At 72.8% G+C, this 14231-nt stretch carries 14 protein-coding genes; 8 read left to right on the top strand and 6 right to left on the bottom strand.

The features are described 5' to 3' along the window. The first annotated feature begins 142 nt into the window (after window positions 1-142). Complete coding sequence (locus FKD65_RS42735; RefSeq protein WP_141585855.1) at window positions 143-781, top strand: TetR/AcrR family transcriptional regulator; 639 nt, start codon at window positions 143-145, stop codon at window positions 779-781. A 58-nt stretch (window positions 782-839) separates the two neighbouring features. On the opposite strand, the gene FKD65_RS42730 is transcribed toward FKD65_RS42735, so the two are convergent. Further along, window positions 840-1175 (bottom strand): VOC family protein, encoded by a 336-nt coding sequence (locus FKD65_RS42730; protein ID WP_141585853.1) that lies wholly within the window; start codon window positions 1173-1175, stop codon window positions 840-842. Between the two features lie 178 nt (window positions 1176-1353). Between FKD65_RS42730 and FKD65_RS42725 the strand changes: the two genes are divergently transcribed. From FKD65_RS42725 to FKD65_RS42715, 3 genes are all read left to right on the top strand, one after another. Then, window positions 1354-2586 (top strand): acetyl-CoA hydrolase/transferase family protein, encoded by a 1233-nt coding sequence (locus FKD65_RS42725; RefSeq protein WP_141585851.1) that lies wholly within the window; start codon window positions 1354-1356, stop codon window positions 2584-2586. Between the two features lie 209 nt (window positions 2587-2795). After that, window positions 2796-4037 carry an oxygenase MpaB family protein gene (locus FKD65_RS42720; RefSeq protein ID WP_141585849.1) on the top strand — a complete coding sequence of 414 codons (1242 nt, stop codon included), beginning with the start codon at window positions 2796-2798 and terminating at the stop codon, window positions 4035-4037. A gap of 239 nt (window positions 4038-4276) precedes the next feature. Continuing rightward, window positions 4277-4597: an antibiotic biosynthesis monooxygenase gene (locus tag FKD65_RS42715; RefSeq protein ID WP_141585847.1), complete on the top strand. Its 321-nt coding sequence runs from the start codon at window positions 4277-4279 to the stop codon at window positions 4595-4597. Window positions 4598-4646: 49 nt separating this feature from the next. On the opposite strand, the gene FKD65_RS42710 is transcribed toward FKD65_RS42715, so the two are convergent. After that, window positions 4647-7268, bottom strand: coding sequence for a DUF4132 domain-containing protein (locus FKD65_RS42710; RefSeq protein WP_141585844.1), 2622 nt, complete (start codon window positions 7266-7268; stop codon window positions 4647-4649). Window positions 7269-7352: 84 nt separating this feature from the next. Then, window positions 7353-8291, bottom strand: a complete 939-nt coding sequence (locus FKD65_RS42705; RefSeq protein WP_240809871.1) for a DUF5996 family protein — start codon at window positions 8289-8291, stop codon at window positions 7353-7355. A gap of 123 nt (window positions 8292-8414) precedes the next feature. Here FKD65_RS42705 and FKD65_RS42700 point away from each other — a divergent pair, with 123 nt between their 5' ends. Together FKD65_RS42700 and FKD65_RS42695 are read left to right on the top strand one after the other, a co-directional pair. Then, window positions 8415-9137: an SDR family NAD(P)-dependent oxidoreductase gene (locus FKD65_RS42700; RefSeq protein WP_141585840.1), complete on the top strand. Its 723-nt coding sequence runs from the start codon at window positions 8415-8417 to the stop codon at window positions 9135-9137. After that, a complete protein-coding gene (locus tag FKD65_RS42695; RefSeq protein WP_141585838.1) occupies window positions 9127-9657 on the top strand; it encodes a MarR family winged helix-turn-helix transcriptional regulator in 531 nt (176 codons plus the stop codon). Before FKD65_RS42700 ends, FKD65_RS42695 begins: the two co-directional genes overlap by 11 nt. 18 nt (window positions 9658-9675) lie before the next feature. On the opposite strand, the gene helR is transcribed toward FKD65_RS42695, so the two are convergent. Then, window positions 9676-11829: an RNA polymerase recycling motor ATPase HelR gene (gene helR, locus FKD65_RS42690; protein WP_141585835.1), complete on the bottom strand. Its 2154-nt coding sequence runs from the start codon at window positions 11827-11829 to the stop codon at window positions 9676-9678. 356 nt (window positions 11830-12185) lie between these two features. Then, on the bottom strand, window positions 12186-12899 hold the full coding sequence (locus tag FKD65_RS42685) for a cupin domain-containing protein (protein WP_240809870.1): 714 nt from the start codon (window positions 12897-12899) through the stop codon (window positions 12186-12188). Between the two features lie 289 nt (window positions 12900-13188). Between FKD65_RS42685 and FKD65_RS42675 the strand changes: the two genes are divergently transcribed. Both FKD65_RS42675 and FKD65_RS42670 read left to right on the top strand, forming a co-directional pair. Continuing rightward, a complete protein-coding gene (locus FKD65_RS42675; RefSeq protein ID WP_141585833.1) occupies window positions 13189-13383 on the top strand; it encodes a hypothetical protein in 195 nt (64 codons plus the stop codon). A 114-nt stretch (window positions 13384-13497) separates the two neighbouring features. Beyond that, window positions 13498-13896, top strand: a complete 399-nt coding sequence (locus tag FKD65_RS42670) for an ester cyclase (protein WP_141585831.1) — start codon at window positions 13498-13500, stop codon at window positions 13894-13896. A 43-nt stretch (window positions 13897-13939) separates the two neighbouring features. Here FKD65_RS42670 and FKD65_RS44665 read toward each other — a convergent pair whose 3' ends face one another. Further along, on the bottom strand, window positions 13940-14116 hold the full coding sequence (locus FKD65_RS44665) for a hypothetical protein (RefSeq protein WP_168221387.1): 177 nt from the start codon (window positions 14114-14116) through the stop codon (window positions 13940-13942). Between the last annotated feature and the right edge of the window lie 115 nt (window positions 14117-14231).

Genomic DNA, 14231 nt, shown 5'->3' with positions numbered 1-14231 from the left:
TGAACCCCCGTGACGTCCGGCCCCCGCTGCTGTGCGGTGGAAACCGAGTGTGATTCGGTTACCGGAGGCTGTCAAGCACTGTGTCGACACAGTGTCCGATCGGACGCTGTCCGCTCGCGGCCCGCGGGCGTACGCTGCGACCATGGCGACCACCACCCAGCCGCGCAGGAAGGTCCGGGAGCGGCGCGACGACGTCCGGCGCCGCGTGCTGCGGACTGCGGCGGAGATGATGGCCGACGGCACGCCCTACACCGAGCTGCCGATGCAGCGCATCGCCGAGCGCGCGCAGGTGGCGCGCTCCACCCTCTACCTGCACTTCCCGGACAAGAGCCGCCTGCTGCTGGCCCTGGCCGACGAGGCGGTCGACGCGCTGTTCGGCGAGGCCGTCATCTGGTGGCGGGCCGACCATTCGGACGGGGTCGACGGCGTGGCCCGCGCCATGCGCCAGATGATCGCCGCGTACCGCGAGCACCGCCGCGTCCTGCACGCTCTGGGCGAGGTCGCCGGGTACGACCCCGAGGTCGCGGAGTTCTGGCGCGAGCGGATACGGCGCTTCGCCGCCGTCGTGCAGGACCGCCTCGAGGAGGAGCTGCGCGCCGGCAACGTGGACCCGGAGCTGGACGTCCGGACGACGGCCCAGGTGCTGATCTGGACCGTTGAGCGGACGATCTCCGCGCACTGCCACCACGACGAGGGCTCGGGAGACGAGCGGATCGCGCGCACCCTCGCCCGGACGATCTGGCTGACGGTCTACGGCACATCGCCCGCCCCGCCCCCGTGAAACGCCCCGCCCCCGTGAAGCGACCGGCGCCGGTGAAAGGACCGGCGCCGGTGTCGCGTCAGGCGGGGCCGCCGAAGCTGATCTCGTTGCCCTCCGCGTCCCGGAAGATCACTTTGGCCACTCCGTCGTACTCCTCGCGCTTGGCCGGCGTGATGCCGCGCTCGGCGACCGCGGCGACCCGTGCGTCGAGGTCGTCCACGAACGAGAGGACGAGGGCGTTCCCCGCACGCTCGGGGTCCTGGACGATGTAGACGTACCGGTGATCGGCCACCTTCCACACGGCCTCGACGTCGTTGGGCAGGAAGGACGGCTCGCCGCCGAAGAGCCGCTCGTACCACGGCCGCGCCGCCGCGTAGTCGGTGACCGGGATGCCTGCGAAAAGATCGAGTGACATGTCCCTCCTCGCGCGTCGTCGATGCGTCGCCAGTATCGACCATGCGGACCCCGCGAACTCATCGCCCCGCCGGAGGCGGCGGGCGGGCCGCACGACCGTCCCGGCCGGTCGGGCAGACTGGCCACGCGGCCCCCCGAGGCCCGGCCGCGAAGTCTCCGCCTCTCGGAAAGGGATCTCCATGCGCGTTGTCTCGGAGGAGCATCTGGCACGGGTGCTCGCAGGACTGCCGGGACGGCCCCGGATCGTGGCCGGCGGCAACTTCGCCGCCCCCCGCCGGGCCCTCGGGATCGTGGACGCCTCCGTCGGCGAGTACCGGCTGTTCATGCTCAACGCCCAGGCGGGGCTTCCCGACCGCGAGGGGGTGGACCTGGAGACCCCCTTCGTCGGCGCCGGGATGCGCGGCCGATCGAACCTGCGCTACTTCCCGTCCCGGCTGTCGCTGGTGCCGAACCTGCTGAAGGACTCGCTGCCGCCGGACGTGGTGGTCGTGCAGACCTCCCCGCCGGTCGGCGGCACCGTCTCGCTCGGCATCGAGGTCAACATCCTCCCCGCGGCCATCGAGGCGGTCCGCGCCCGCGGCGGCCTGGTCGTCGCCCAGATCAACCCGCGCATGCCCTACACGTTCGGGGACGCGGTCCTCGCCACCGACGAGATCGACCTGGCGATCGAGGACGACGAGCCGCTCGCCACCCCGGTCCCCCGGCCGCCCGGGAAGGTCGCCCACGAGATCGGCGAACGCGTCGCCCATCTCGTCCCGGAGGACGCCACCCTCCAGCTCGGCATCGGGGCCATACCGGACGCCGTGCTCTCCTCCCTCCTCGACCGGCGGGGGCTGCGCGTCTGGTCGGAGATGTTCAGCGACGGCGTGCTGGCGCTGGAGAAGGCGGGCGCGCTCGACACCGGCAGCCCGATCACCGCGTCGTTCGCGTTCGGCGGCCCGGAGCTCTACGCCTGGGCCGACCGCAACGAGCGGATCCGGATGCTGCGCACCGAGAAGACCAACGACCCGAGCCTCATCGCCCGGCAGCCCCGCATGGTCTCGGTGAACTCCGCGCTCCAGGTCGACCTGTTCGCCCAGGCCAACGCCAGCCGCGTCCGCGGGGCCATCTACTCCGGCTTCGGGGGGCAGACCGACTTCGTCGTCGGCGCGCTGCACTCCCCCGGCGGGCACGCCATCATCGCCCTGCCGTCCTGGCATCCGCGCGCCGACGTCTCGACCGTCATCCCGCGCCTCGCCGGCCCCGTCACCTCCTTCCAGCACAGCTACATCGTCAGCGAGCAGGGCGCCGCCACCGTCTGGGGGAACGACGCCGCCTCCCAGGCGCGGCAGATCATCGACGACGTCGCCCACCCCTCCGCCCGCGACGAACTGCGCGAGCAGGGCCGGGAGCTCGGCTTCCCGCTGAACTGAGGACCCTCGCGCCGACCGGGCCCGAGCACACCGCCCCGTCCTCGCGCGCCCGCCCTTTCCGACGGCGCGCACCCCGCTCGTCCTCGCGCGCGACCGCCTATTGGCAGATCGCCAATAAGGGTCTAGGGTTCCGGACTAGCTCAGGAAACCCGGGAGTGTCCGACATCGCGTTCGGGGAGGGCGCTCCCGGCCCGAGGAGGAGCGAGGGCATGGACAGACCCACCAGACGCAACGTGTTGATGACGGGCGGGGCGCTCGGAGCGCTCGGCGCGCTGAGCGTCGCCTCACCCGCGCAGGCGTCCTCTCTGTGGACGTGGTCGCCCAAGGGCTCGGTGGCGGGCGCGGGCAGGGGCGCCGACCCGCGATGGGTCTGGGACCCCGAGGCCGACGAGCTGGTCGCCTCGCTGCTCGACCGCGGGGACGTCCCCAAGGTCAACGAGCTGCTGCGCAAGTGGACCAAGAACGGGCAGCCGCTGCCGGACGGGCTGCCGGCGGATCTGCGCGACTTCATGGAGCGCGCCCGGCAGCTGCCGTCCTGGGCCGACCGGGGCAAGCTGGCCACCGCGTTCGAGTTCAACCAGAAGCGCGGCCTCTACCTCGGCGTCACCTACGGCTTCGCCAGCGGGATGATGAGCACGGCCATCCCCAAGGAGGCCCGCGCGGTCTACTACTCCAAGGGCGGCGCGGACATGAAGGACCGCATCACCAAGACCGCCAAGCTCGGGTACGACATCGGCTCGGAGAAGGCCTTCGAACCCGACGGCGAGATGATCGTGACCTGCGTCAAGACGCGGCTGGTGCACGCCGCCGTGCGGCACCTGCTGCCGAAGTCGCCGTACTGGTCCAAGGCGGCCGACGAGAAGATCCCGATCAGCCAGGCGGACATGATGGTCACCTGGCACAGCCTCCCGACGACCGTCATGAAGAACCTGGTCAAGTGGAAGGTCCCGATCCCGGACGCCGAGTCCGAGGCGTTCCTGCTCTCCTGGCAGCTCGCCGGGCACATGCTCGGCATCCAGGACGAGTACATCCCGAAGTCGTGGGCCGAGGCCGACTCCCAGGCCGAGCAGGTGCTGGACCCGGTGCTCGCGCCGACGCCGGAGGGCGTCAAGCTGGCCGACATCCTGCTCAACCTCGGCTCCACGATCGACGGCGGGATCCTCACCAAGCCCATCCTCGGCTCGCTCACGCGCTACATGCTCGGCGACGAGATCGCCGGGTGGCTGAAGATCTCCCGTGACCCGCTGTGGGACCCGCTCATCCAGACCCTCTGGCCGCCCTTCGTCGCCGTCCGCGAGGGCGTCCTCGACATCACGAAGGCGCCGAAGGAGCTCCGGCAGCTCTACTGGGCCTTCGACGAGATCCTCCGCCAGGGCGCCCTGCTCTACCTGTCCGGATTCAAGATGCCGATCAGCATCGAGATCCCGCAGGCCAACAACCCGCACTACTGACCCGCGGCGCCCTGGACGGTACTCGCGGTCACAGCGGCCGCCCCGTCCCGCTCCCCCATGGTGTGAACGCACGACACGGGCGCCGGGCCCGGAACCCGAGAAGGTTCCGGGCCCGGCGCGATGCCGGACGCCGCTCGCCTGGCGCCCGTGAACCCTCCGGAATCCCGCAGCGGTAAGGCTTCCCCGAGCGGTACAGTCGGCGCTCCAGCGTGGAGGCCATCGACAACGGGAGCCCCCTGATGATCGCCAGAATCTGGCGCGCGACCGCCACCGCCGAGGGCGCGGAGGCCTACCGCGACCACTTCACGGGTTCGGTGCTCCCGGCGCTGCGTTCCGTGGACGGCCATCGGGGCGCGTACCTGTTCCGCCGGGACGAGGGCGACCGCGTCGAGCTGGAGGTGATGACGCTGTGGGACTCCCTCGACGCCATCAGGGCGTTCGCGGGGGCCGACATCTCGACGGCCGTCGTGGAACCGGAGGCCCGGGCCGCCGTCCTGACCTACGACACGACGGTCACCCACCGGACGGTCATGGTCGACACCGTCACCGACCCGCAGTAGGGCGCCGGACTGAGCCGCCCCAGCGGAGGAAACCGCCCCCCCCCGGAGGTTAGGACGCGCTGCGGACGAGGTCATGGACGGCCTCGCTCATGGTGACCGGGTCGACTCGGCCGAGCGGCACCGAGTCCTCGGGTGAGCGGGCCGGGGCCGGTCCCGCCCAGAGCGCGGCGATCTTCTGGTTCTCCCCGTCGCCGTACATGTAGTGGCTCAGACCGGGGCTCAGGACCGCCACGACGTACAGGCCCGCCGGGTCGCGCCGGGCAAGCCACCACCCCGCGAACCCGCCGTCGGCGTCCAGGGACTCCCAGCGCCCCTGGGAGTGGCCCTTGGCCTTGCCGTAGGGCAGGACGAGCCCCTCCACTCGGGCGAGACGATGTGCCGCGCGCTCCTCCTCCGTGAGGCGGTGGACGGGGCGGCCGAGCTGCTCGAACGGCTGGAGGATCTCGTAGTCGGCGAAGAGTCCGGCCCAGGTGCCGACGTCGTCGCCGAGCAGGACGGGATGGGCGATGCTGATGCGGGCGTCCGGCGCGGGAGTGAACGGGTCGTCGTCGACTCCGGCGTAGGCGCGGCTCTCGTCGACGCGGAAGGCGGTCCCGGTGTCGGTGGTCCACACCAGCCGGCGGACGATGTGGCCCAGCAGCGGGTGGGCGACGAACAGGGTGGCGAACTCCTCCGGCGTCCAGCTCCGGCGGGTGATCATGGCCAGTTCCAGGCGCTTGATCTCCTGGTCGGCGATCGTCCGCAGGTCCTTCTTGAGACCGGTGAACAGGGCGTGGGCGGCCGGAGCCAGGGCGGGATCGTCCTTGGGGCCGGGCTTCGGCGCGCTCTTGCGCAGCCCGCCGTTCGGCTCCGCGACCAGCGGCACGAGCTGCTCGTCGAACGCGACGGTGAACCGGCGCGGGCCGTAGTCCAGGACGAGGGTGCCCCGCTCGTCCAGTCCGAAGTCGGGGACGGCGCGGTCGGCCAGCGCGTCACGCGTCAGCCCGCGCTTCGCGGCGATCTGGTCGATGGTGCGGCTCGCCCTGCCCTTGAGCCCCTTGTACTTCCCACGGCGGGTCAGCTCGAACAGGTGGGTGAGCGCCACGTCGGAGCCGATCGCGGCGAGGACGTCCAGCGCGGCCCCGGCCCGGCTGCTGAGGCCCTGGCCCGGCCAGGCCTTGATCAGCGGGCTGAGCCGCCGCACGGTCGTGTCGTCGCCGATGAGCCCGAGCTGCGCCAGCGCCCAGCTGTGCCGGCTCGGCGCGCCGAAGGCGTGCCAGCGCTGGAACACCGCCCAGGAGAACTCGGCCAGCGAGTGCCGGTCGCAGTGCGCGCGGAGCTCCGCCGCCTCGGGGGCCTTCCTGGCGAGCAGGCTCAGCAGGCGCGCGGTCGCGCTCGCGGGCAGCGCCCGGTCGCGGCCGCGGGTGAGGATCCGAGGCAGCAGCGCGGGGTCCGCCCAGTCCGTCTTCGCGCCGCGGGCGGGCTTGCCGGCGAGCATGCGGGGCAGGTCGTCGGCGTCCGGGACGGCCGGTCGCGGCAGTAGTGCCTCGACGCCCGCCGAGGGCAGGGCCTCGGCCAGGCCCGGGTGGGCGTAGAGCAGCCCGCGTACCGTGCCCGCCGCCGCCAGGCCCCTCACCGTGTCGTCGCCGACCAGCGGGGCCAAGGCCCGGAACGCGTGCTCCGGGTATCGTTCGGCCGCCTCCCGCAGAGCGGCGGGCACCCCCTTCAGCCCCATGTGGTCGAGCAGAAGCGGGAAGACCGCCTCGTCCGGGATGCTCGTGAGGGCCTTGAGCAGGATCGGGCGCGTCGCCTCGGCTTGGGCGTACTCCACCTGGAGCTCCCTGCTGAGCAGCGGGAGGGCCCCGGCGCCGAGAGCGTCGAGGAGCGTTCCCAGGACGGCGGGGGTGACCGGGACCGAGGCCCAGCCCACCTTGTCGATCTGTGCCGCGCTGGACAGCGAGCACACCAGGTATTCGCGGCCGAGTCCCCGATGCCCCAGCCCGAAGGAGTCGCCGAAGGCCTCGTCCAGCCAGGCCGTCTCGGCCGGAACCAGGTACACGGCCACGCGCCGCCTCCAAGCGTCGCCGCGATGGCGTGACAGGCGCTCGACGGCCTCGCCGTACTCGCCCTCGGGCGCCGCGGCCAGCATGGTGCGGAGCCGCTTGAGCACCGAGCGGTCACCGACCCACCTGTTCGACGGGAAGGTGTCGTGGGAGGTGACGCGCCGGATCTCGCCCCGCCATCCCCTGGACGCGCCGGCGTGACCGTAGGCGACGAGCCGGACGAGACCGTCAGGGCCGGGTGTCGCGGGCCGCGGCACCGGGCCGAGTCCGACCGAGTAGAGCTCGGTCACGGCGCAGGCGGCGAAGGCGAGCCCGTGGTCCAGCACCCACGCGTCCAGGAAGGCCGGGCCGTGGGTGCCTTCGAGGTACTTCACCGCGACGGCGGCGACGGCCGCCGCGCCCGCCGGATCCGCCTCCCCGTCCAGCCAGGCCCGCGCGGCCCGGCCGAGCTCCGGGTCGGTGCGCTCGTGCTCCAGCATCTCCTCGGCGATCGGACGGGCCTCGCGCAGCAGTTCGCGCGCCGACCGCGCCGCGTCCTCGTCCGGGACGACCCGCGGGCCGGGGACGCCGCCGCGCCTCGGATGGATGTGCTCACGCCACTCGACCGGGATCTCCACCGTCTCGACCATGGCACCGCAAACTAGCGGCAGCGGCCGACATCCTGCCCCGCCCCGTTGCCCCGCGGCGGCCGGGGCCTTCGGTGGTGGCTTCGGTCAGGCTCCCTCGCGGGTCTTGTGGGCCCACCGTTCCGGGTCGGCCTCCAGCGACGCGCGGTCCCAGCCGGCCAGGTCGGCCGCCGCCTCGTAGGTGCCCTGCAGGAACTCCAGGAGGGCCCGGTCGGGGTCGGGATGCTCCCGCACCGCCTCGTAGGGCAGCAGGAACTGGCCGTTCTCCCTGCTGTAGAAGGCGCCGTCGGGTCCCACCGGACGGTCGGCGAAACCGGCGGGCTCGGGGTAGGCGTAGGCGTAGAAGGCGCCCTCCTCGCCCCCTCCGGGCCAGAAGCCGCAGCTGCTGAGCTCCCGCGAGTACCCCTCGACCATCACCCAGTCCCCGCAGTTCGGGGCCCCGCCCGGGTGCTCGGGCGCGTCCCGCCCGGAGAAGCGCGTGCAGGCGAGGTCCATGGCGCCCCAGAAGAAGTGCACGGGGCTGACCTTGCCGATGTAGCGGGACCGGAACTCGCCCAGCACCCGCGCGGCCTGGAGCAGCTGCTGCCAGAAGAGTTGCGCCGCCTCGGGGTCGTACGAGGCGTGCTGGTCGTCCTCCGCGAACGGGATCGCCGGTTCGACCTCGTTCGGATGCGCCTGGATGTGCGTCTCGATCCCGAGATCGTGCAGGGCTTCCATCGTCCGGGCGTAGAACCGCGAGACCGGCATGGGCGCGAGCTCGAACTCCCGGAGGCTGCCGTCCGAGGACCGCATCCGCAGCCGGTGGTCGACGAAGTCGAACTCGATGTCGAACACGCCCCCGTCGTAGGGGATCGCGGACGTGGTCAGCCCGCGCGGGCTGACGTACAGCGTCACGTTCCACCAGTGGTTCAGCAGCGGCGCGTGCGCCAACCGGATCTTGCCGACGATCTGCGTCCACATGTGCAGCGTGTCGCGCGTCTGCGTCCAGTCGGCGACGCGCAGCCGTGGCCAGGACTGTCGCTCCACCAGGGCCCCCTTCCATCCGGATCACCCATGGTCATGCCCCGGATCGGACCGCCGCAACAGTGCGGCGGCCCGGTCGCTAGGCTGAGTTTAGACCTAAACACGAGAGCACCGGGAGGGTTCGGCATGGCGCGCACGATCGTGGTCAGCGGCGGCGGCACCGGCATCGGCAGGGCGGTGGCGGCGCGTTTCGCGGACGGCGGGGACCGCGTCGCCGTCATCGGCCGCCGCGCCGGCGTGCTGGAGAGGGCGGCCGGGGAGATCGGCGGCACGGCGCTGCCGGCCGACCTGGGCGACCCGGCCGAGGTCGAGCGCGTCCGCGCCGAGCTGGCCGAGCGCTTCGGCTCGATCGACGTGCTGGTCAACGGCGCGGGAGGCAACGCCGAGTACCACGGCGGCCCGGACGGCGTCGCGGAACGGTGGACGAGCAACTTCCGCGCCAACGTCCTGACGTCGGTACTGCCGACCGAGGGGTTCCGCGATCTGCTGAACCCCGCCGGGAGGGTCGTGTTCATCTCGTCGGTCGCGGCGCTGCGCGGCTCGCGCGGCACGTCCTACGGCCCGATGAAGGCCGCCCTGCACCCCTACGCGTTCGATCTCGCCGCCGCGCTCGGCCCGCGCGGCATCACGGTCAACGTGGTCGCGCCGGGGTTCATCGAGGACACCGAGTTCTTCGGCGGCTCCATGAGCGACGAGCGCCGCGCGATGCTGGTCGCGCAGACCCACACCGGGCGGGCCGGGACGCCGGGGGACGTCGCCGAGACCGTGCACTGGCTCGCCTCGCCCGGCGCGGGGCACGTCACCGCGCAGATCATCCAGGTGAACGGCGGCGCCGAGCGTGGCCGCTGAGGCGCCGCGCGACGGCGCGGACGCCATCCAGGACGCCTGGCGGCGCGAGCTGCCGGGCGTCCCGGTGGAGTCGATCGGGGTCGTCACCAGGATCTGGTGGGCCGCCAAGGTCTTCGGCGACGAGCGCCGCCGCCTCCTGGCGCGGCTCGGGGTGGACGTCGCGACGCTCGACCTGCTGTCCACGCTGCGCCGGTCCGGCCCGCCCTACCGGATGAGCCCGGGCGAGCTGGCCGAGGCGTGCATGGTGACGCGCGGGGCGATCACCCAGCGCGTGGAGCGGGCGGCGGGGGCCGGGCTCGTCGAGCGGACCACCGCCGGGTCCGGCTTCCACACGCGGGCCGTCACCCTCACCGGGGACGGCAGGGCCCTGCTCGACCGCGTCGTCGCCGACCTGCTCGCGGCCGAGGACCGCCTCATCGGCCATCTCGCCCCCGACCGCCGCGAGCAGCTCGCCGGACTGCTGCGCGAGCTGCTCGCCGGGCTCGGCGGCCCGGGCCCCAAGGGCCAGGTCGGGGACTGACCCGGGCCCCGGCCTGGGTCAGGCGCTGGTGAGGACGACCAGCTCCCGGGTCGCCCGGGTCATCGCGACGTAGCGGTCGACCGCCCCCTCGATTCCCTCGCCGAACGCCTCCGGGTCGACGAGCACGACCAGGTCGAACTCCAGCCCCTTGGCCAGCTCCGGGGTCAGCGACCGGACGCGGGGCGTCGCCGGGAACGCGGGATCGCCGATGACGCAGGCGATCCCGTCGTCGTGCGCGGCGAGCCAGGCGCCGAGGACCGAGTCGAGATCCGCGACCGTGCCGTGGACGACCGGAAGGCCGGTGCCGCGGATCGACGTCGGCACGTTGGCGTCCGGGAGCGCGGCCCGGATGACCGGCTCGGCCTCCGCCATGACCTCCTCCGGCGTCCGGTAGTTGACGCTGAGCGAGGCGAGTTCGATCCGGTCGAACCCGACCCTTTCGAGCCGCTCCCGCCACGACTCGGTGAACCCGTGCCTGGCCTGGGCGCGGTCCCCGACGATGGTGAAGCTCCGGGACGGGCATCGCAGCAGCAGCATCTGCCATTCCGCGTCGGTCAGTTCCTGCGCCTCGTCCACGACGATGTGCGCGAACGGGCCGGCGAGCAGGTCCGGGTCGGCGCCGCCCAGCGCGCTCTCGTCGACGAGGACGTCGTGGAAGTCCTCGCCGCGCAGCATCGTCACCAGCCCGGTGCCGTACTCGTCGTCGGCCACCTCGATCAGGTCGTCCACGACGCGGGCCATGCGCTCGCGCTCGGCGGCGACGGCGGCCTCGTGGCGGCGCCTGCGCAGCGACGCCTCCGGGTCTCCGAGCCGCCGGCGCGCGGCGTCCAGGAGAGGGAGGTCCGACACCGTCCAGGCCTGGGGGTCCTCGCGCTGCAACCCGCGGATCTCGTCGGCGCCGAGCCAGGGGGCGCACAACCGCAGGTAGGCGGGCACCGACCACAGGTCGCCGACGAGGTCGGCCGCCTCGATCAGCGGCCACGCGCGGTTGAAGGCGGCGCGCAGCTCCCGGTCCTGCCGAAGCGACCTGCGGACCAGGTCGGGTGAGGCGTCGCCCTCGTGCTTGTCCGCCAGGATCGTGAGCAGCTCCGCCCAGATCTGGTCGCGCGCCTCGTTGTGCGGCGTTCCGGGCTCCGGCGCCTCGAACGCCTCGGCCCAGTCGGCGGGGCTCAGCCACACGTCTGACCAGTGGGTGGCGATCTCCATCCCCTCGGTGGGCGGGTTCTCGTAGAACCCGACGGCCTTCTCGATCGCCTTCACCATGTCCGCGGACGACTTCAGCCGCGCCACGACCGGGTCGGCCTCGACGGCCGCCTCGGCCCCTTCCGCGACGAGGTCCCGCAGGATGCACGTCTGCACGCCCTCCTCTCCGAGGCTGGGGAGCACGTCGGACACGTAGGCCAGGTAGGGCTGGTGCGGGCCGACGAACAGTACGCCGCCGCGGTGGCGGCCGAGGCGCGGATCGGAGTAGAGGAGGTAGGCGGAGCGGTGCAGTGCGACGACCGTCTTGCCCGTGCCGGGTCCGCCGTCGACGACCAGCGCGCCGCGCGACCCCGCGCGGATGATCGCGTCCTGGTCGGCCTGGATGGTGCCGAGGACGTCGCGCATCCGGTCGGAGCGGTCGCCGCCCAGGCTCGCGATGAACGCGGACTGGTCGTCCAGCGCGGCGTGCCCGGCGAACCCGTCCGCGGTGAACACCTCGTCCCAGTAGTCGCTGATGCGGCCGCCGGTCCAGCGGTACCGGCGGCGGCTCGCCAGCCCCATCGGGTCGGCGTGGGTCGCTCCGAAGAAGGGTTCGGCCGCGGGCGAGCGCCAGTCGAGCAGGAGCCGGCGGCCGGCTGCGTCGGTGAGGCCGAGCCGGCCGATGTAGACGGGCTCGGAGCCGTCCGCGCCGACCATGTGCCCGAGGCAGAGGTCCAGGCCGAAGCGGCGGAGCGTGCGCAGGCGGGCGGTCAGCCGGTGGATCTCCATGTCCCGGTCCATCGCCCCCTGCCCGATGCCGCCGGGCGCCCTGCGCTCGGCCTCGAGGCGGTCGGACAGGTCGCGGACCGCCCGGTCGAGGCTCTCCGCGACGGCCGCGAAGTGCCGCTCGTCACGCTCGATCAGCGCCGGGTCGGCCTTGGGGGACAGGCGCTCCGGGAGGTCGAACACGCTGGCGGTCAAAGGATTCACGTATCGGCTCCGGCTCGTGATCGCTGGTCGTGGTCCCGGCGGGTTCCCGCGCCGCCCCGGGGACGCGCCGGGACACCGCCGCCCCCGCGCGACTCGCATGAATCGCACGGCGACGGCGCCCACCCGCACCACGCCCCCGGTTTCCGCAGGTACCGGCCTCGGCCGACGATTCTGAGGCACGACCCGGGTCTTGCCGCAAGCCCCCCGGTGCGCTATACGTTGAGAGTGGCGGGGAGAGTCGTCCTCCCGCGCACCCGCTGCCCCCGAGCCGCCGGTGCCCTCCGCCTCCGGAAGACGCCCACCCGCTCCCGCGCGCGAAGACCGCGTGACGCGACCGCGCGGCTCGGGCCCTCGGCTCAGACCATGTACTGGTCGTGGCGGTGGTAGAGGTCGTTCCACTCCTGCTCGCTGAGCTGCCGTCCGCTTCCCACGATGTCCGCCAGCTCCTCGAAATAGGACTCGCGAGGCGCGCCGGGGGCGAACAGGACCAGCATCGACGCGGCCCCGTGGGGGTTGTCGAAGGCATGGATCCCGCCGGGCGGGACGAACAGGAAGTCGCCCGGCGCGGCGTCGGTCCAGCGGTCTCCGTCATAGAGGGCGACGGTGCCGTCCAGGACGAAGAACGACTCCGACATCGTCCTGTGGAAGTGCGCGCCCGAGCCGCGACCCGGCTCGCTGCTCATGTCCCACCGGTAGAGCCCGTACTGCCCGCCGGTGGACTCGCCCGTGGCCAGGTAGTGCACCTTCGAGCGCGTGCCCACCAACAGGTCGGGCTCGGACTCGTTCTTCCACAACCTGCCGCTGACCTGGCCCTTGTCCCCGTGGAAGAGCTCTTTCGGATATGACATGCCCGCCTCCTGTTTCGTTCGTTCCCACCTGCCCGCCGAGCCGCGGCGCCGGGCAGAGCCATACTGACCGGGCTGCCGGTCAGTCCGCCAGGGGGCGAACATCCCGGGCTCGTAGGAACCGCCCTGCTGACGGACGATCACGCCGAGCCGGTTGGCCGCGTTGACCATGGCCACCAGGCAGACCAGCGCGGCGATCTGGTCGTCGTCGTAGTGCGCGCGCACCTGCGCCCAGGTCTCGTCCGAGACGCCCTGGTGGGCGTCGGCGAGCCGGGTGCCCTCCTCGGCCAGGGCCAGCGCGGCCCGCTCGGCCTCGGTGAAGACCGTCGACTCGCGCCGACTTCCACACCAAGGAGGGCGCGGCGGCCGGGGCGGCAGCGGTCCGGCTGCACCTGGTCGCCGCGTGGTTCACGGCGGACACACCCGTCGCCGTCGTTAGACACGGGCGAGGTCGGGTAGCCGTATGCGAAGGCCGGAGGAGCCGGCGACTCATTCGACACCGAGGGGGGCGGAGTTGACCACGCCTGAGGAGAACGCTCCGAAGACCGACGACACCGATCAGGTCGAGGCGAAGCCGGGCGGCAAGCCGGGCAAGGACTCCGGGCGGAAGTCCGAGCGGCGGCCGGACGTGCGCACCGAACTGGGCGCCGAGCTCGAGGAAAAGATGTCGGAGAAGGGGCTGTCGCGAGACGACTTCGCCGAATCCTGAGCCGCTCCCCGGGAGCCGGCAGCCTCGCCGGGCCGATGGTGCTCAGTGAGCCCGGCGGCGGTGGACGACGTCAGGACCGGGGAAAGACGAGCCCCGGAGGAAGTGAGGATCCGCGTGATCGCCGAGTTGTACGAGCGGTGGCTGCTGGAGATGTGGGCCGGGGACTTCGACCTCGCCCGCGAGCTGGTCGCCCCGGAGTTCACCGGTCACTGGCCGGGACGGGACGTGCACGGGGCCGAGGAGCTCATCGACATGCTGCGGCAGGGACACGCGCCGTTCGATGACGTCACGGTGACGCTGGACGTGGGACCGATCGTGGACGGCGACCGCGTCGCCGCGCGCTGGACGTTCGGCGGACGGTACAAGGGCGGCATGCCGGGAGCGACCGCCGCCGAGGGGACGGAGGTGTCGTTCAGCGGCCACGACGTCCTGCGCGCCGAGAACGGCCGTTTCACCGAGTACTGGGTGATCTCCGATACCCAGTCCCTCGCCCGCGCCCTCGGCATGGAGTGACCCTCCCCCGCCGCGCGCTCGCTCGCGATGCTCCCGGGTCTCGTCAGTCGGGCACGGGTTGGATGTCCGGGTCGCAGAGGCGGCAGCCGAGCATCGCCAGGTCGAGGACCCGCAGCAGGAACGCCTTCTCGGCCCGCCAGTCCGCCGTCCAGAGCAGCTCGTTCAGGTCGAACCCGGACAGGCCGCGGCCGATGCGGTGCCCGTCCGCGAACAGCAGCACGAGGTTGCGCCGTGTTGCCCACGACCTCGGTTCCCTCGTCAGAGCGTCCTGGCGTTCATCCCGGCAGGACGCCGTCGACAGCCTACGATCCCAGCCGGGCAAGCGGTTCCCACGG

The organism is Actinomadura sp. WMMA1423 (assembly GCF_006547145.1).
In the GTDB taxonomy this organism is placed as follows: Bacteria; Actinomycetota; Actinomycetes; order Streptosporangiales; family Streptosporangiaceae; genus Spirillospora.
The sequence above is the reverse complement of the archived record's forward strand: the minus strand, read 5'-3'. Positions and strand labels throughout refer to the sequence as shown.